Genomic DNA, 17,363 nt, shown 5'->3' on the forward strand with positions numbered 1-17,363 from the left:
AGTGCCATTTCGTCGCACCTAACGCACAAAAGAAAACAGGGCGATGTCTTTCGACAATCGCCCTGTTTTCCGCTGCTTACGCAGTCTTTATATGGCTGGGGTACCAGGATTCGAACCTGGGGTGGCGGAATCAGAATCCGCTGCCTTACCGCTTGGCGATACCCCAAAAATGTGGTGGCTACGACGGGAATCGAACCTGTGACCCCAGCATTATGAGTGCTGTGCTCTAACCAGCTGAGCTACGTAGCCGAATTATACTTAAAAATTCGGGACTTACAATACTTTTTGAAACTTTTTTCTTGCTGTTTTGGCTGGGATACCAGGATTCGAACCTGGGGGTGACGGGATCAAAACCCGCTGCCTTACCGCTTGGCTATATCCCAATTTCCCAACATAAAGCAACCGCTTAAAATCTTCGTTCCGTTAACATCAATCACGCTAACCGAGCTAACAATCTAAAACGAATGGCTGGGGTACCAGGATTCGAACCTGGGCATGGCGGGATCAAAACCCGCTGCCTTACCGCTTGGCTATACCCCATCCGTTGCGTAACCGAAATCATGGTGCGGGAGGCGAGACTTGAACTCGCACACCTTGCGGCGCCAGAACCTAAATCTGGTGCGTCTACCAATTTCGCCACTCCCGCAATGTATGGTGGCTACGACGGGAATCGAACCTGTGACCCCAGCATTATGAGTGCTGTGCTCTAACCAGCTGAGCTACGTAGCCATCTTTACGCGTGACCTTCATTCGGCGTTGCGGGGCGCATTATGCGTAGTTGCACAAATCCAGTCAACCCCTTTTTTCTGGAATCAGGCTTTGCGCATGTTGTTTGTCTGGCTTATGACCAACCTGATGATAAAAACGTCATAAGCGGGATTTTACCGACTTTTATGGGATGATAATAGGTCTGTTGGCATCCTAGGCCGTTGGGGCGGTATTGATGTGCGGTGCATCTAGCATCTGTGGGGGGCTCTAGCGACCGAGAAACGGCCATTTCGACGTAACCCGATAGGCAAGCTTGCTAATTGGGTTGGGTGTGTACCGGGGCCTAGCGGGCCAGGGGGCGCTCTGGCGGGCAGGAAAACCATGCCCGCGTCGACCCCCACGGCACACTCTCCCCGGTTCAACGTCAGCCGTTGGCACGCGTGCTCATTGGGTTGGGTGTGTACCGGGGCCTAGCGAGCCAGGGGGCGCTCTGGCGGGCAGGAAAACCATGCCCGCGTCGACCCCCACGGCACACTCTCCCCGGTTCAACGTCAGCCGTTGGCAAGCTTGCTAATTGGGTTGGGTGTGTACCGGGGCCTAGCGGGCCAGGGGGCGCTCTGGCGGGCAGGAAAACCATGCCCGCGTCGACCCCCACGGCACACTCTCCCCGGTTCAACGTCAGCCGGTTGGGCTAGGTCGTAGCGGGAGCCGAGTGTGCCAGTGGTCTTTTAGTACGCTGAGTTGTGCACGCCAACTGCACGTCCCGACGGATCGTCCATGTTTTTGAACGATTCGTCCCACTCGATGGCTTTTGCCGATGAGCAGGCGACAGATGGGCCGCCAGGTACGCATTCTGCAGCGCTTGGTAGCGGGAATAATTCTTCAAAGATCTGGCGGTAAAAGTAGCCCTCCTTGGAATTAGGCGTGTTGTAGGGGAAACGAAAGTGGGCGTTGGCGAGTTGTTGATCGCTGATTTGTTCACCGGCCACCACTTTTAATGTGTCGATCCAGCTATAGCCGACACCGTCGGAAAACTGTTCTTTTTGCCGCCAGGCGATGCTTTCCGGTAGGTAGGAGGCAAAACATTCGCGCAGCACGTGTTTTTCAATTTTGCCGTGGCCGCACATTTTGTCCTGAGGATTGATGCGCATCGCCACGTCGAGGAATTTTTTGTCCAGGAACGGTACGCGGGCTTCTACGCCCCAAGCGGACATCGCTTTGTTGGCGCGCGCGCAGTCATACATGTGCAGGGCCTGCAGCTTGCGCACCAATTCTTCATGGAATTCTTTGGCATTAGGTGCTTTATGGAAATACAGATAGCCACCGAAGACTTCGTCCGCACCCTCTCCGGATAGTACCATTTTGATGCCCATCGCCTTGATTTTACGTGACATCAGATACATCGGCGTTGAGGCTCGAATGGTGGTGACATCATAGGTTTCGATGTGGTAAATCACATCACGAATGGCATCCAGCCCTTCCTGAACGGTGAAATGGACTTCATGGTGTACCGTACCCAAATGGGTGGCGACTTCTTTTGCCGCGCGCAGATCCGGGGAGCCTTCCAGACCGACAGCAAAGGAGTGCAACTGTGGCCACCAGGCTTCGCTGCGTGCGCCGTCTTCTACCCGGCGGGCGGCATATTTTTTGGTAATAGCGGAAATAACCGAGGAGTCCAGACCACCGGAGAGCAGCACGCCATAAGGAACATCGGACATGAGATGACTTTTTACTGACTCTTCCAGTGCGTCGCGCAGGGCTTCTTTGTCGGTAACGTTGTCTTTAACATTGTCATAGGAGAACCAATCGCGGGTGTAGTATTCGCGAATTTCGCCGTCCTGGCTCCAAAGATAGCTTCCTGGGGGAAATTCTTTGATGCTGCGGCATATCGGCACCAGCGCTTTCATTTCCGAAGCCACGTACATTGTGCCGTTTTCGTCATAGCCCATATATAACGGGATAATACCCATATGGTCTCGGCCAATCAGGTAGGCGTCTTTTTCGGTGTCGTAGAGGATAAAGGCAAACATACCGCGCAGATCGTCTAAAAAATCGACACCTTTTTCCTGGTACAAAGCCAGGATAACTTCACAGTCAGAACCGGTTTGGAATGCATAACGATCGCCAAGTTCCTCACGTAACGCCTGGTGGTTGTAAATTTCACCATTCACTGCCAATACGTGGGTATGTGAGGCGTTATACAAAGGTTGAGCACCGGTGTTAACGTCAACAATGGAAAGCCTTTCATGGGCCAGGATAGCTTTATCGTTGGCAAATACACCAGACCAATCGGGACCGCGGTGACGCATCAACCGCGACATTTCCAGCGCAGTCTTGCGCAGTTCGGTCGGGTCGGATTTAAGATCCAGAACGCCAAAAATTGAACACATGTTGTTTTCCTTTACGACTGTCATCGGGCAATTGCCGTGCGAACCTGGCGCGGCAACGTTAAGTAATGTCATCGATTTAGCACTAAAATGGCACCAATATTCAATATCATTTAATAAAAAAAGCCATTGTCATGGAGATTATTCAATTTTAATGGCTTATTGCTGAGGATTGTTTAAAAAAAAGGGGAAGAAGGCGAGGTAATTTACATAATCCGTATTCGTGAAAATGTTGCTGTGGACGCAGTTGCCCCAAATTTGTGCCCTTAGGTGGGGCAGCGCCACTAAATGAGGCAGTATCTCCTTCATCTTTAGAGCCACTGGTGTGTTGGCGGCACTCATATACCGCCTTCCTGCCACTGGTATTATTTAGGGTATAAGACACCGGCAGGTTAGCTGGTCTCTAACAAACTTTGCAGCAATACGCCATTGAGCATGGCCCGTTTTACTAGAGCGAAAGCGCCAATAGCGGAGCCATGATCCAATGACGATATGACCACCGGCAGATTTTGCCGAAAGCCAATCAAGGCTTGATTTTCAATGCAGCGCTGTACGGCGGGCAGTAGTATTTTGTGGGCTTCGGTGATTTCACCGGCCAGCACGACTTTTTGCGGGTTAAATAAGTTAATGGCGATAGCCACCGCTTTACCCAACTGGTGTCCTACCTGTTCGATAACTTCGCAAGCCAGGACGTCACCACGGTTGGCGGCTTTACAAATAGCGCCAATTTGACAATCGTCTTGAGTCAGCTTGCTGGGGTAGCCTTGGCTCAGCAGGTGGCGAATCCGTTGTTCGATGGCACCATTGGCGGCAATGGTCTCCAGACAGCCGAAGTTGCCGCAGTAGCAGCGCTCACCCAGGGGATCAACCTGGATATGGCCAATTTCCCCCACATTGCCATTGCTGCCGAGAAAAATCTGACCATTCACGATGATACCTGCCCCGGTGCCTCGGTGAATGCGCACCAAAATAGCATCATCACAATCGCGGGTTGCCCCGAAGTAATGCTCTGCCAGGGCCAGGCTGCGAATGTCATGCCCGACGAAAGCGGGCATGCCGAAGCGTTTGCGTAAGTTTTCCACTAGTGGCCATTGATTAACCTTGATGTGCGGCATAAAACGTACCACCCCAGAGTAGGGATCAACCAGACCGGGCAGGATAACCGAGATAGCAATGAGTTCCCGGCTTTTGCGCTGTATTTGCTCGATAAAGCGGGTTATGGCGCTAAATAATACATCTTCCAGCGCCTGTTGGTTGGTTTCCGGTAGCGGGGTAAACTCTTCGTGCAGCGCTTTGCCAGTCAGATCGTAGAGCGTGATGGTGGTGTCATGGCGGCCAAGACGAACCGCAATGGCCTGGAATGCCTTGGTTTCCGCAACAATGGAAATAGCCCGCCGGCCGCCGGTAGACGCCTGCTGGTCCACTTCACGGATTAGCCCCCGTTCGAGCAGTTGGCGGGTAATTTTTGTAATGCTGGCGGGCGCCAACTGACTTATATCGGCAATCTGGATGCGCGATATCGGACCGGATTGATCGATCAGGCGATATACTGCCGCGCTATTCAGTTGTTTGACCAGGTCAACATTTCCTATCGGGGCTTGTCCGCCTAGGGTCATAGCTTTGCCACTCACTCATTAAAAAACATCGTCGCCATTAACGATAGTTTTGGTTATCCGGTAATCCCGGTTAAACGCGGTCAGATTGGCAACCCTGCCCACCCTAATCACGCCCAGTTGTGATTCAATGCCCAACGCCTGGGCCGGATAGAGTGTTGCCATACGTAGCGCTTCATCCAGCGCAATACCGACGTGTTCGACGCTGTTACGTATTGCTTCAATCATCGTTAGCGCCGAGCCGCTAAGGGTGCCATTTTCATCCACGCACAAACCGTCACGATAGTATATTGTTTTACCGGCAAAAATGAACTGATCAATCGCGGGGTCGGCGCCAGCAGGGGCGGTAGCATCGGTAACCAGCAGCAGCTTTTCACCCTTGATGCGCTTGGCGTTGCGGATATTGGCATAATTGACGTGCAGCCCGTCGGCGATAACGCCGCAATAGAGTGCGGGCGTGTCGAATATGGCGCCGATAAGCCCTGGTTCACGACCGGACAGCGGTTGCATGGCGTTAAACAAGTGGGTGGCGATGCCGATACCGGCGGCGAATCCTATTTTGGCCTGATCGTAGGTTGCGCTGGAGTGGCCCGCCGAGACCAGAATGCCCGCTTGCGTCAGTTGGTGGATCACCGCAGCGTCGACCATTTCCGGCGCCAGGGTTATCTTGGCGATCACATCGGCATTGGCGCATAGATAATCGATCATCGCCGGTTCTGGGCGGCGCATCAATGCGGGATCGTGCGTGCCTTTTTTAATCGGATTCAGATATGGGCCTTCCAGATGCAGGCCCAGCGCCTGATGTTTATGCTGCGCTAAAAAAGCGCGCATCACATCTATCGCAAGGTGCATAAATTCATCGGTGCTGGTAATCAGGGTAGGTAAAAAACTGGTGCAGCCGGATTTTATGTTGGCGCGTTGCATGATTTCCAGTGTTTCAACCGACAATGCACCAAGCGAATCATTGAACTGCACGCCGCCGCAGCCGTTAAGCTGCAGGTCGATAAACCCTGGGGTCAGCGTCGCACCGGCTAAGTCACGTTGTTCAATACCCGCCGGCAATGCCGTCACCGGGCAGATCCGCTCAATAAGACCATCGGCAACCACTACCGCATGGTCATCAAGTACTTGATAACCGGTGTAAACCCGGCTATTGGTTAATGCGTACATCGTTTACTCCCGGTTATGTATTATGCTTTTATCTGCAGCGTTGCATCCGTCGCTTCCAGGTCGCGGAAGTATTTAACGGTTTTAATTTTTAGTTCCATTGTGGACGGCTCATCGCACACCATTACCGCTTTAGGATGGAGCTGCAGGCAACTTATGGTCCATAGATGATTGACGTTACCTTCAACTGCGGCTTGCAACGCTAGGGCTTTTTTGCGGCCAATGACCAGGATCATCACTTCTTCGGCATCCAACAAGGTGCCTACTCCGACCGTCAGGGCAAAACGCGGTACCTGCTCAATATCGTTATTAAAAAAACGCGAGTTGGCTAAGCGTGTTTCCTGGGTCAATGTCTTAATTCGGGTACGTGACGCCAAGGATGACGCGGGTTCATTAAAGGCGATATGTCCATCGTTGCCCACGCCGCCCATAAACAGATGGATTTTGCCGTAGGCGCGAATTTTTTCTTCATAGCGGCGGCATTCATCATCGATATCTGTCGCGTTGCCGTTCAACAGGTTGATGTTTTCTTTGGCGATATTAACATGATCGAAGAAGTTATGGTGCATAAAGGTCGAGTAACTTTCCGGATGATCGGTGGGCAGGCCGACGTATTCATCCATATTAAACGTCACCACATTTTCAAAGCTTACCTGGCCCGCTTTATGCATCAAAATAAGATATTTGTAGGCTTCCAGTGGCGTGCTGCCAGTAGGCAGACCAAGAATAAACGGACGTTCAGGGGTAGGGTTAAACGCAGTGATACGCTCAACAATATGTTGAGCAGCCCATTTGCCAACGTCGGCGGCGGTTTCTAAAGGAATCAGTCTCATATTTTGACCTCTTGTTCAGTTAAAAGCGGTTGCTAGGGACGGTATTAACCAGTATAGCGTCAGCATTGATAGCAAAAAATAGCCGGTTATAATTCTTCAGCCTCACGGCATAAGTATAGGTTGATTATTTGCGTTGCAAAATAAGTTTGACATAATTAGCAGGTAAAGTCACAAGTCATAGTGATTCATGGTGATAATAATCACAAATATCCACAATTAATTTGCGTAGAAAATTAATTGAAATACACTGCGTATGAGAGGTCTTCAGGCGCGATTTGACAGCAATCAACAGGTTAAACAGCCTAGGTTGCAGGTTGGATGAGCAAGGTTAATAGGGGAATCAAGGTGAGTATACTCAGTTATCTTCAGAAAATCGGCCGCGCATTGATGGTACCGGTGGCAACATTGCCCGCTGCCGCCATCCTGATGGGCATAGGGTATTGGATTGATCCGGTGGGCTGGGGGGGCAGCAGCGCGTTGGCCGCCTTCTTTATCAAAGCGGGATCGGCAATCATAGAAAACATGTCGGTGCTGTTCGCAGTTGGTGTCGCGTACGGTATGTCAAAAGATAAAGATGGCGCGGCGGCGTTATCCGGTCTGGTGGGTTTTTTGGTGGTGACCACGCTGTGCGCACCTGCGGCAGTGTCGATGATCCAACACATTCCTTTGGCCGATGTTCCGGCGGCCTTTGGCAAAATCAACAATCAGTTTGTTGGTATTCTGGTGGGGATAATCTCTGCCGAGTTGTACAATCGCTTTAGCCAGGTGGAATTGACCAAGGCGCTGTCGTTTTTTAGCGGGCGTCGTTTGGTGCCAATCCTGGTGTCTTTCGTCATGATCCTGGTCGCGTTTGTTCTGATGTATGTTTGGCCGCTGGTGTTTAATGGTCTGGTCTCTTTCGGCGAACATATTCAGCGGCTGGGTTCGGCTGGCGCAGGTATTTATGCCTTCTTCAATCGGTTGTTGATTCCGGTCGGGCTGCATCATGCACTCAACTCGGTCTTCTGGTTTGACGTGGCCGGGATTAACGACATTCCCAAATTCTTTGGTGGTCAACAGTCCATTGACGCGGGCACTGCCATCGTTGGCATTACCGGTCGTTATCAGGCAGGTTTCTTCCCGATCATGATGTTTGGTTTGCCCGGCGCAGCATTGGCTATTTATCATTGCGCCCGCCCGGAAAATAAAAGCAAGGTTGCCGGTATTATGTTGGCCGGGGCATTTGCCTCCTTTTTTACCGGCATCACCGAACCGCTGGAATTCTCGTTTATGTTTGTGGCGCCGGTGCTGTATTTTCTGCATGCCGTATTGACCGGTCTGTCGGTATTTATCGCCGCACAGATGCATTGGATGGCCGGCTTTGGCTTTAGTGCCGGTCTAGTCGATATGGTGCTCTCCTCGCGCAACCCTCTGGCGGTACACTGGTACATGTTGATTCCACAGGGCTTGGTGTTCTTTGTGATCTATTACGTGGTGTTCAGCTTCACCATCAAACGTTTCAACCTGTTAACCCCAGGGCGTGAACTGGCGGTCGCCGGTAATGAATTTGACGGCTACAATGTGGATATTGAACCGGCTACCACCGCTACCGGCAAAGCTGGCGAGACCCAGGCCTTGGCACGGCGTTATATCAGTGCTGTCGGCGGCTCTGACAATCTGACCGCTATCGATGCCTGTATTACCCGTCTGCGGTTAAATGTTAAAGACTCATCGCTGGTTAACGAATCTTTAGCCAAAAACCTGGGTGCCCAGGGTGTTATTCGTCTCAATAAAGAAAGTGTGCAGGTTATCGTGGGCACCCGCGCGGAAATTATCGCCGGCGCCATGCGCACCGTACTGGCTGAAGGGCCGGTAGCAGCGGCAACATCGGTTTCTCAAGCCGTGCCGGTGCAGCCTAAGGTTACACCAGCCACCAGCGAGCGGTCGCCGCACCCGGTGGTGGTGAGCCTAATATCCCCTATCAGCGGTGAGATAGTACCGCTCGATCAGGTACCTGACGCTGCCTTTGCCTCCAAAGCGGTAGGCGAAGGTCTCGCCATTCGCCCGACCGGTAAACAGGTGGTGTCGCCGGCCAGCGGCACGTTGGTAAAACTGTTTGGAACCCATCACGCCTTTTGCCTGGAAACCGACTCTGGTGCCGAAGTTATCGTGCATATCGGCATTGATACCGTTGAATTACAGGGCCGAGGTTTTACCGCCCTGGTGGAAGAGGGGAGCAAGGTTACCCAAGGACAACCGATCCTGGAACTGGATCTCGACTATCTTAACGCCAATGCCCGTTCGCTGATAAGTCCGGTAGTCATCAGTAATATGGATGAGTTTGGCACCATTGAGGCCCTCGCCAGCGGTACAGTGGTCGCCGGTGAGACCTTGTTACTGGAGCTTACCGCTAAATAAATTCACCCAGGCGGCCGATGCGGGTCGCCTGGAAATTTATGATGCCGTATTCCGGCGCGTTTCTCGCGGCGGAATGTTGTGGCTCGTTTGAGTTTCCACGCAGAATCCCTTCCCAGAGTGCCCCGTCAGCGGGGCACTTATGGTAATATACCCGTCATACTTCACGTTGCAGGTGCGTTGGCTGTCCTCGCTCACCCCAGTCACTTACCGATGTAAGCTCCTGGGTTTCGCTGCGTTGCCGCCTTCCTGCCACGGGAATTATTTAGGGTATTCCGTCATACTTCACGTTGCAGGTGCGTTGGCTGTCCTCGCTCACCCCAGTCACTTACCGATGTAAGCTCCTGGGTTTCGCTGTGTTGCCGCCTTCCTGCCACGCGAATTATTTAGGGTATTCCGTCATACTTCACGTTGCAGGTGCGTTAGCTGTACTCGGCCCGTCCCTGGGCCTCGCCCTTAGCGGGGCCGCGACAAGTCGCGTTCAAATCTGTTCCAGACAGATTTGTCCTCGCTCACCCCAGTCTTTTACTGGAGTAAGCTTATGGGGACGCTGGGGTTATGATAAGAAATTTTGCAAGTATCGGTTGTGCAGGACTCTGGCATGTTGGAACATATGAGCGATAAATGTCGTGCTTTCGCGTAGAGGAATAGAAATATGAGTGAGGCAGAAGCCCGCCCAACTAACTTTATTCGTCAAATTATTGACGAAGATTTGGCCTCGGGTAAGCACCATACGGTGCATACTCGTTTTCCGCCGGAACCAAACGGTTATTTACATATTGGTCATGCGAAAGCGATATGCCTGAATTTTGGTATCGCTCAGGACTACCATGGACAATGCAATTTGCGTTTTGACGATACCAATCCGGCAAAAGAAGATATCGAATTCGTCGATTCCATCAAGCAGGATGTTCAATGGTTAGGATTTACCTGGAGCGGTAACATTCATTACTCCTCTGACTATTTTGACCGTCTACATGACTATGCTGTGGAATTGATCAAGAAAGGATTAGCGTATGTGGACGAGCTTTCCCCTGACGCTATCCGGGAGTATCGCGGTAATCTGACGACACCTGGCAAAAACAGTCCATTTCGCGATCGTACCGTCGACGACAACCTGGCGTTGTTCACGATCATGCGCAACGGTGGCTTCTCAGAAGGTAGTGCCTGCCTGCGTGCCAAGATAGATATGGCCTCCTCGTTTATGGTCATGCGCGACCCGGTATTGTACCGGATCAAGTTCGCTGAACATCATCAGACCGGCAGTAAGTGGTGTATCTATCCGATGTACGATTTTACCCACTGTATTTCCGATGCTCTGGAAGGGATCACCCATTCTTTGTGTACCCTGGAGTTCCAGGATAATCGCCGGTTGTATGATTGGGTGCTGGATAACATTAGCATTGATTGCCATCCACACCAGTACGAGTTTTCCCGCCTCAATCTTGAATATGCCATCATGTCCAAGCGCAAGCTTACCCAGTTGGTGGCGGAACAGATCGTTGAAGGATGGGATGACCCGCGGATGCCAACCATTTCAGGTTTGCGACGTCGCGGTTATACCGCAGCGTCGATCCGCGAGTTTTGCCGGCGTATTGGCGTGACCAAACAGGACAACAACGTGGAAATCGCCGCGTTGGAAGCCTGTATCCGCGAAGATTTGAACGACAGTGCTCCTCGGGCAATGGCGGTTATTGATCCGCTCAGAGTGGTTATCGAGAATTTCCCCGTTGATGAGCAAGAGTTGGTGACCATGCCGACCCATCCTAATAAACCTGAGATGGGCCACCGTGAGGTTGCGTTCAGCCGTGAGATTTATATCGATCGCGCGGACTTTCGTGAAGAGGCCAACAAGCAATACAAACGGCTGGTGTTGGGCAAAGAAGTGCGCCTGCGCAATGCCTACGTGATCAAAGCGGATCGGGTGGAGAAAGATGCCCAAGGTGAAATCACCACCCTTTATTGCAGTTATGATCCTGAGACCCTAAGCAAAGATCCGGCGGATGGCCGCAAGGTCAAGGGTGTGATCCATTGGGTATCGGTCACGCATGGGGTTGCAGCTGAGTTTCGGTTATACGATCGGCTGTTTAGCGATGCCAATCCTGCTGCGGCGGAGGATTTTCTTTCGACGCTGAATCCGCAATCGCTGGTGATTAAGCAAGGTTTTGTGGAAGCCAGCGTCTTAAACGCAGAAATAGGCCAGCCGTACCAGTTTGAGCGTGAAGGCTATTTCTGTGCTGATAGTCGTTATTTCACCAAGCAGACGCCGGTGTTCAACCGCACCGTCGGCCTGCGAGATACCTGGACGAAAACCGGCGCCTGATGGCTGGTTACCTTCGTGCTAATACCAACGCTGCCGAGGCAGCGTTTTTTATGTGCGCTGGTCATGGCGCGTAGCGCCTTTGGGTATTTTGATCTGTGGCACTGGGATCGGTATATCCATTACAGCCAATAAGTTACGCGGTATCCGGGCGGTAGTATGCCGCGAACCTTACTCGGCCCGGTTGTCGCGCCAGCATAACGATACCCATATTCTGGCATTTGGCGCGCGGGTGGTGGGCTGTGGGTTAGCAAAAATGATCGTGGATAGCGGGTTGACGGCAGGATTTGAAGGGAAGCGGCACCAGCGACGGATTGATCTTATAAGTCAAATCGAACGCGAAGAAGAGGGTAACAACTAACAAAACGCCGCCTGGTTGCTGGTTGCCTGGCGGACGTTGGGATGATTGGCGTAGCCTTTTAAGTAAACAAGTTAAGCAAACAAGTTAAGCAAACAGGGTTACGTTTGAAGACCTGTTACTCTTGGGTGCTATTTAGCACATCTTTATGATCGTGCAGAGTTTCGTCTTCACGGCAGTTGCCGTCTTCACAATGTCCGTAAAGATATAAACTGTGGTTAGTCAGTTTGATATTGTGTTTTTTGGCGATATCACGCTGGCGCGCCTCAATGAATTCATCACGGAATTCGATCACTTTGCCACAGTCCAGACAGATCAAATGATCATGATGATATTGCTGGGTTAATTCAAAAACGGATTTACCGCCTTCAAAGTTATGGCGGGTGACGATACCGGCGTCATCAAACTGATTCAGTACACGATACACCGTAGCCAAGCCAATTTCTTCACCCATATCAATGAGTTTTTTGTAGAGATCCTCCGCACTGACGTGATGGCATTCCGGAGCTTGCAACACTTCCAGAATCTTCAGTCTGGGAAGGGTGACTTTCAGGCCGGCCTTCTTCAATGCAATATTATTGTCAGTCATGCGGGTATAGTCCTGTTACTTTGAGAATCTGATTGTAGGCTAACATAGCCTATAACATCGGTCGGCCCGAAAAATATGACGTCACCTCATTATAAGACTGCCTGTCCAAAATGAAAACTACGCCTTGTTAACCACTATAGCCCGTTTTGTGGGGCACATTTTGCAACATTTTAATGAAAAAGGCGAAACTGCTGCACTATTGTACCGCTTTGTGAGCGAAAGCTAAAAATTTGTATCTATTCATTCGACAGGGAGAACCTATCGACAAGTAAGACTGGCCGCCACAATGGATGACGGCCGACGTATTTTGTCAGTGCCGGATGATCAATTAACCGAGTTTCAATTCCTGGCTAATATGTTTAACCCAGCCATCAACACGTTCGTTGGTCAGTTCAGGCTGGCGATCTTCATCAATGGCCAGTCCGATAAAATGAGTGTCGTCCGCCAGCCCCTTTGAGGCTTCGAAATGATAACCTGCAGTCGGCCAGTGACCGATGATAGTGGCACCGTTCGGTTCGATAATGTCGCGGATAGTGCCCATGGCATCACAAAAATACTCTGCATAGTCTTCCTGGTCACCACATCCGAACAGGGCGACGGTTTTACCGGAGAAGTCAATTTCCTCAAGTGTAGGGAAAAAATCATCCCAGTCACACTGTGCTTCACCGTAATACCAGGTAGGGATGCCCAACAACAGCGTATCGAACCTTGCCAGATCTTCCTTACTGCTTTTGGCAATGTCATGAACTTCAGCAACGTCAGGCCCAAGTTGCTTCTGGATCATTTTGGCAATATTTTCGGTATTGCCGGTGTCACTGCCAAAAAAAATGCCTACAGTTGCCATGAATTTGAAAACCTCTTAAATATTAAGGATATGTTCTGTAATAGGATCATTTAGGTTCCCGGGCAATGATAGCAGACCATATCAACAGGAGGAACTCGTTCTGCCAGGGTTTTGTTGCAAAATCCGTCTCTTTAGGCGCGCAGTACCGACAAAGCGCGTCGCCGCCGGGCGGTAGTCGGTTACTCTTCCCGCTCGGCCGCTGCCTGTTGCCGCTCCAGCTCGGCCAGTAAAATCAATTCAATCAGTTCACTGCGCGACAGATTTTGCCGACAGGCCAACTCATTTAACGCATCCACCGCCTGGGCGTTGATTTTTAGTTCGACCCGGCGCAGGCCACGTACTTTATCTCGTCGCAGCTGGTTACGCTTGTTGATGCGCAACTGTTCATCGCGGGACAGTGGGTTGGTCTTCGGGCGGCCCGGACGTCGCTCATCAATAAACAAATCCAGGGTGGTGCGGTCCGTTTGTTCTTTTGCCATAGGTCATGAAGGGATTGTGCATCAAAAAGCGGGCGGGCAATGGCCGCGACGGCAAACCTGCTGCTGGTTTCACCGTTGGGGAACGATCACCCGTTACGTTATTTTCCCCGACTTCAGGCCTGGAAAAATAAATACCCTAAATAATTCGAGTAGCAAGAATGCGGTAACCTCAAACATCCCCAATGCGTACTGAGCGGCTGGGGGATGGCAAAATCAACGCACCTGCAACACAAACTATGACGGTACAGCGCGCCATGTTACCCCACCCCGACCTGATACGACAATAATAAACTCAAGCTTGTCCAGTGTACCGTCCATAACGGCCAACGAGGCTTACCGGTAGCTCATCATGTTACGCCTCTAATCCGTCCAAAAAACGCTCAATGGCGCGCAGCGTCGCTGCGGGTTTTTCCGCATGGACCCAGTGACCTGCACCGGCCACCACATGGGCCCGCGCCTGTGGAAACTGTCGTTGGATCGCACTTCGATAGCCATCGTCCAAATAAGCGGATTTTTCACCACGGACAAATAATACCGGGCCATTCCAGGGTGCCGATTCCCGCCAATTGATGAGCGCAGGGTAATTCTGCCATAGGGCCTCAAGGTTAAACCGCCATTCTCCCTGATGAAATGATTTCAGCAGAAATTGGATCGTGCCGGGATCGGCGATATCCTCGCGCATCAACGCTGCCGCTTCAGTCCGGTGGGTCACACCGGCGGCACTGACGTTGCGCAGTGCGGTGAACACATTGTCGTGATGGCGCTCGGCATAGGCCACCGGGGCCATATCAATGACCACCAGTGCGTGGATGCGTTCGCCAAGACGTGCGGACAATCTCATCGCCACCTTACCGCCCATGGAATGGCCTATCACAATACAGTTTTCCATGGCCAATTGGTCCAGCAAGGCCGCCACGTCACTGCTCATGGCATCATAACCGGCGTCGGCATCGTGAGGTGATAGCCCATGGTTGCGTAGATCAATTTGCAACGTGGTGTGGCGCTCTTGCAGTGGCCGGGCCAACACACCAAGATTATCCAGGCTGCCGAACAGACCGTGCAATAACACTACCGCTGGACTACCGTCGTCACGTAGGGCCGGTTGCAGACGATAATGTAATTTCATCATAATCCTCTTAACGACGGGAAAGTCAGTAAGCGTATCATGAGTTTCCACCCCTTGCGCCGCAAAAAAACGCCTTTGTCGGCCATCCTCGTCGGGGGTTAATCCGACTTTTTACACAAGTCCGCTACTAGCGCTATTCGCCGGAGCGGTTTAGCTTGTATAATCCTGTTGATTGATTTATGAGAAGAAAGCCCCGGGAAAAGATGAAAACTATTGAAGTCGACGAAGACCTGTACCGCTATATCGCTGGTCATACCCAACATATTGGCGAAAGCGCCTCGGATATTTTGCGCCGCATGCTCAAGTTTGACGCGCAAAACCGTAGCGTAGCTCAAGCCAAACCGGCGCAGCAACAGATGCAGCAACCGGAGCCGTCCCAACCGGATGCCGTCACGCCGCTGCGCGATCGGGTGAGGACGATGCGCGAGTTGTTGCTCTCCGATATCTATGCGGAACAGCGCAAGGCAGTCGATCGCTTTACGCTGGTGCTGACCACCCTATATCAGATCTCTCCCGCGCAGTTCGCTGAGGTGGCAGATCTCCTCCATGGCCGGACTCGCACCTATTTTGCCGCTGATGAACAGACACTTTTGCAAAATGGCAGCCATACTAAACCAAAGCAGGTGCCTGAAACGCCGTATTGGGTGATTACCAATACAAATACCGATCGTAAACGGAGCATGGTGGAACACATTATGCTGGCCATGCAGTTCCCGGTGGAACTGACGGATAAAGTTTGCGGTACCATTTGATCATTTAAATATATACCCTGAATAATTCGCGTTGCAGGAAAGCCAGCACACCAGCAACCTGAAGCATGACGGGTATAGCAGCCAAGGGAGAAGTACCGATGGCTAATAGCCCCCGCGCTGGGCAACCCGCCCAGCAAAGCGATTTAATTAATGTCGCGCAGTTGACCTCTCAGTACTATGTATTAAGTCCAGAACCGGGCAATCCAGCCCATGCGGTAAAATTCGGTACCTCGGGCCATCGTGGCAGCGCGGGGCGTCACAGTTTCAATGAAGCGCATATTCTGGCAATTAGCCAGGCGATAGCCGAACAGCGTCGTAGCCAGGGCATCACCGGGCCCTGTTATGTTGGCAAGGATACCCATGCTTTATCCGAACCGGCATTTATCTCCGTGTTAGAAGTGCTCAGCGCCAACGGCGTTGAGGTGATTATTCAGCAGGATAACGGTTTTACGCCGACGCCCGCGATCTCCAATGCGATCCTGACGCACAATCGTGCTGGTGCCCCCCAGGCTGATGGCATCGTGATCACTCCCTCCCATAATCCTCCAGAAGATGGTGGGATTAAATACAACCCACCTAACGGCGGACCGGCCGACACCAATCTGACCACGGTGATTGAAGAACGCGCCAACGTTCTGCTGGCCGAAGGTTTGCGCGGCGTGAAACGCCAGACACTGGATGCGGCTTGGCAAAGTGGACATATTCACGCACAGGATTTGGTTCAGGCGTACGTTGAAGGGCTGGCTGAGGTCGTGGATATGGCAGCCATTCAAAAAGCCGGGCTCAAGCTGGGAGTCGATCCTCTGGGCGGCTCAGGTATCGCCTACTGGCAGCGGATTGCGGAATTTTACCAGTTGGATTTGACGTTGGTAAATGAAGAGATTGATCAAACCTTCCGGTTTATGCATCTCGATCATGACGGCATTATCCGTATGGATTGCTCCTCGCCATGGGCCATGACCGGCCTGCTGGCGCTGCGTGATAAATTCGACCTGGCGTTGGCCAACGATCCAGACTACGACCGTCATGGCATCGTGACGCCTGCGGGGTTGATGAACCCCAACCATTTCCTGGCGGTAGCGATTAATTACCTCTTTCAGCACCGTCCGCAATGGGGCGCCGACGTGGCGGTGGGTAAAACCCTGGTATCAAGCGCGATGATTGACCGCGTGGTGGCTGATCTGGGGCGTCGACTGGTGGAGGTTCCGGTCGGATTTAAATGGTTTGTCGACGGTCTGTTTGACGGCAGCCTGGGTTTTGGCGGAGAAGAGAGCGCCGGCGCGTCGTTTTTGCGTTTTAACGGGCAGCCTTGGTCCACGGATAAGGACGGCATTATTATGTGCCTACTGGCCGCGGAAATTACGGCGGTTACCGGTAAAAACCCGCAGCAACATTATGATGAGCTAGCACAACGTTTTGGCGCGCCCAGCTATAACCGCATTCAGGCCTCTGCCACCCATGCCCAGAAAGCCATCCTGGGAAAACTGTCGCCGGACAGGGTCAGCGCCAGTACCCTGGCGGGTGACCCCATTACCGATCGCCTGACCGAAGCCCCGGGCAACGGTGCCTCTATTGGTGGCCTAAAGGTGATGACCAAGAATGGTTGGTTTGCGGCGAGGCCATCAGGCACCGAAGAAGCTTACAAAATCTATTGTGAGAGTTTCCTCGGCGCTGAACATCGTGCCCAAATTGAAAAAGAAGCGGTGGACATTGTCAATCAGGCGCTGGCAGGAGCTAAGTAACGCCCCATGCCGGACGGTCAGCGACAGTGTCAACCTACAACCGGCGGGCCC

12 protein-coding genes, 6 tRNA genes and 1 pseudogene are annotated in these 17,363 nt (G+C 52.0%); 5 read left to right on the top strand and 14 right to left on the bottom strand.

The window, feature by feature from the left end:
* Nucleotides 1-92: 92 nt before the first annotated feature.
* From SJI19_RS17275 to nagB, 10 genes are all read right to left on the bottom strand, one after another.
* Nucleotides 93-166 (bottom strand) — tRNA-Gln (locus SJI19_RS17275).
* A gap of 6 nt (nucleotides 167-172) precedes the next feature.
* Nucleotides 173-249, bottom strand: a tRNA-Met gene (locus tag SJI19_RS17280).
* Nucleotides 250-308: 59 nt separating this feature from the next.
* Nucleotides 309-383: transfer RNA gene (locus SJI19_RS17285), tRNA-Gln, on the bottom strand.
* Between the two features lie 82 nt (nucleotides 384-465).
* Nucleotides 466-540 (bottom strand) — tRNA-Gln (locus SJI19_RS17290).
* 21 nt (nucleotides 541-561) lie between these two features.
* Nucleotides 562-646 (bottom strand) — tRNA-Leu (locus SJI19_RS17295).
* Between the two features lie 6 nt (nucleotides 647-652).
* Nucleotides 653-729, bottom strand: a tRNA-Met gene (locus SJI19_RS17300).
* Between the two features lie 707 nt (nucleotides 730-1,436).
* Nucleotides 1,437-3,098, bottom strand: coding sequence for an asparagine synthase B (gene asnB, locus SJI19_RS17305; RefSeq protein WP_323479515.1), 1,662 nt, complete (start codon nucleotides 3,096-3,098; stop codon nucleotides 1,437-1,439).
* A 389-nt stretch (nucleotides 3,099-3,487) separates the two neighbouring features.
* Nucleotides 3,488-4,711 (bottom strand): DNA-binding transcriptional regulator NagC, encoded by a 1,224-nt coding sequence (gene nagC / locus SJI19_RS17310; RefSeq protein ID WP_323479516.1) that lies wholly within the window; start codon nucleotides 4,709-4,711, stop codon nucleotides 3,488-3,490.
* A gap of 18 nt (nucleotides 4,712-4,729) precedes the next feature.
* Nucleotides 4,730-5,878, bottom strand: a complete 1,149-nt coding sequence (gene nagA, locus SJI19_RS17315) for an N-acetylglucosamine-6-phosphate deacetylase (RefSeq protein WP_323479517.1) — start codon at nucleotides 5,876-5,878, stop codon at nucleotides 4,730-4,732.
* Nucleotides 5,879-5,898: 20 nt separating this feature from the next.
* Entirely contained in the window at nucleotides 5,899-6,708 is an 810-nt protein-coding gene (nagB, locus tag SJI19_RS17320; protein WP_323479518.1) for a glucosamine-6-phosphate deaminase, read from the bottom strand.
* A gap of 345 nt (nucleotides 6,709-7,053) precedes the next feature.
* Between nagB and nagE the strand changes: the two genes are divergently transcribed.
* The 3 genes and pseudogenes from nagE to SJI19_RS17335 form a co-directional block, all read left to right on the top strand.
* The gene (nagE, locus tag SJI19_RS17325) at nucleotides 7,054-9,105 is read left to right on the top strand and encodes an N-acetylglucosamine-specific PTS transporter subunit IIBC (protein ID WP_323479519.1); all 2,052 of its coding nucleotides are present in this window, start codon (nucleotides 7,054-7,056) and stop codon (nucleotides 9,103-9,105) included.
* Between the two features lie 652 nt (nucleotides 9,106-9,757).
* Nucleotides 9,758-11,425 (top strand): glutamine--tRNA ligase, encoded by a 1,668-nt coding sequence (gene glnS, locus SJI19_RS17330; protein ID WP_323479520.1) that lies wholly within the window; start codon nucleotides 9,758-9,760, stop codon nucleotides 11,423-11,425.
* 82 nt (nucleotides 11,426-11,507) lie between these two features.
* Nucleotides 11,508-11,783 (top strand): annotated as a pseudogene (locus tag SJI19_RS17335) (RpiB/LacA/LacB family sugar-phosphate isomerase); the annotation flags it as partial.
* A 115-nt stretch (nucleotides 11,784-11,898) separates the two neighbouring features.
* Here the strand turns inward: SJI19_RS17335 and fur are convergent.
* The 4 genes from fur to SJI19_RS17355 form a co-directional block, all read right to left on the bottom strand.
* Nucleotides 11,899-12,369 (bottom strand): ferric iron uptake transcriptional regulator, encoded by a 471-nt coding sequence (fur, locus tag SJI19_RS17340; RefSeq protein ID WP_323479521.1) that lies wholly within the window; start codon nucleotides 12,367-12,369, stop codon nucleotides 11,899-11,901.
* Between the two features lie 328 nt (nucleotides 12,370-12,697).
* A complete protein-coding gene (fldA, locus tag SJI19_RS17345) occupies nucleotides 12,698-13,213 on the bottom strand; it encodes a flavodoxin FldA (RefSeq protein WP_323479522.1) in 516 nt (171 codons plus the stop codon).
* Between the two features lie 179 nt (nucleotides 13,214-13,392).
* Entirely contained in the window at nucleotides 13,393-13,692 is a 300-nt protein-coding gene (gene ybfE, locus SJI19_RS17350) for a LexA regulated protein (protein ID WP_323479523.1), read from the bottom strand.
* A 352-nt stretch (nucleotides 13,693-14,044) separates the two neighbouring features.
* A complete protein-coding gene (locus tag SJI19_RS17355; protein WP_323479558.1) occupies nucleotides 14,045-14,818 on the bottom strand; it encodes an alpha/beta fold hydrolase in 774 nt (257 codons plus the stop codon).
* Nucleotides 14,819-15,021: 203 nt separating this feature from the next.
* Here SJI19_RS17355 and seqA point away from each other — a divergent pair, with 203 nt between their 5' ends.
* Entirely contained in the window at nucleotides 15,022-15,570 is a 549-nt protein-coding gene (gene seqA / locus SJI19_RS17360) for a replication initiation negative regulator SeqA (protein WP_323479524.1), read from the top strand.
* Nucleotides 15,571-15,668: 98 nt separating this feature from the next.
* A complete protein-coding gene (gene pgm, locus SJI19_RS17365; protein ID WP_323479525.1) occupies nucleotides 15,669-17,312 on the top strand; it encodes a phosphoglucomutase (alpha-D-glucose-1,6-bisphosphate-dependent) in 1,644 nt (547 codons plus the stop codon).
* The last annotated feature ends 51 nt before the right edge of the window (nucleotides 17,313-17,363 follow it).

Origin of the sequence: Acerihabitans sp. TG2 (assembly GCF_035013185.1) — a bacterium.
GTDB lineage: Bacteria > Pseudomonadota > Gammaproteobacteria > Enterobacterales > Enterobacteriaceae > Acerihabitans.

Bases quoted from the DNA above. Each gene is read 5' to 3' on its own strand.
- asnB (WP_323479515.1), bottom strand. From the start codon at position 3,098: ATGTGTTCAATTTTTGGCGTTCTGGATCTTAAATCCGACCCGACCGAA.
- nagC (WP_323479516.1), bottom strand. From the start codon at position 4,711: ATGACCCTAGGCGGACAAGCCCCGATAGGAAATGTTGACCTGGTCAAA.
- fur (WP_323479521.1), bottom strand. From the start codon at position 12,369: ATGACTGACAATAATATTGCATTGAAGAAGGCCGGCCTGAAAGTCACC.
- nagB (WP_323479518.1), bottom strand. From the start codon at position 6,708: ATGAGACTGATTCCTTTAGAAACCGCCGCCGACGTTGGCAAATGGGCT.
- pgm (WP_323479525.1), top strand. From the start codon at position 15,669: ATGGCTAATAGCCCCCGCGCTGGGCAACCCGCCCAGCAAAGCGATTTA.
- glnS (WP_323479520.1), top strand. From the start codon at position 9,758: ATGAGTGAGGCAGAAGCCCGCCCAACTAACTTTATTCGTCAAATTATT.
- seqA (WP_323479524.1), top strand. From the start codon at position 15,022: ATGAAAACTATTGAAGTCGACGAAGACCTGTACCGCTATATCGCTGGT.
- SJI19_RS17355 (WP_323479558.1), bottom strand. From the start codon at position 14,818: ATGAAATTACATTATCGTCTGCAACCGGCCCTACGTGACGACGGTAGT.
- ybfE (WP_323479523.1), bottom strand. From the start codon at position 13,692: ATGGCAAAAGAACAAACGGACCGCACCACCCTGGATTTGTTTATTGAT.
- nagA (WP_323479517.1), bottom strand. From the start codon at position 5,878: ATGTACGCATTAACCAATAGCCGGGTTTACACCGGTTATCAAGTACTT.
- fldA (WP_323479522.1), bottom strand. From the start codon at position 13,213: ATGGCAACTGTAGGCATTTTTTTTGGCAGTGACACCGGCAATACCGAA.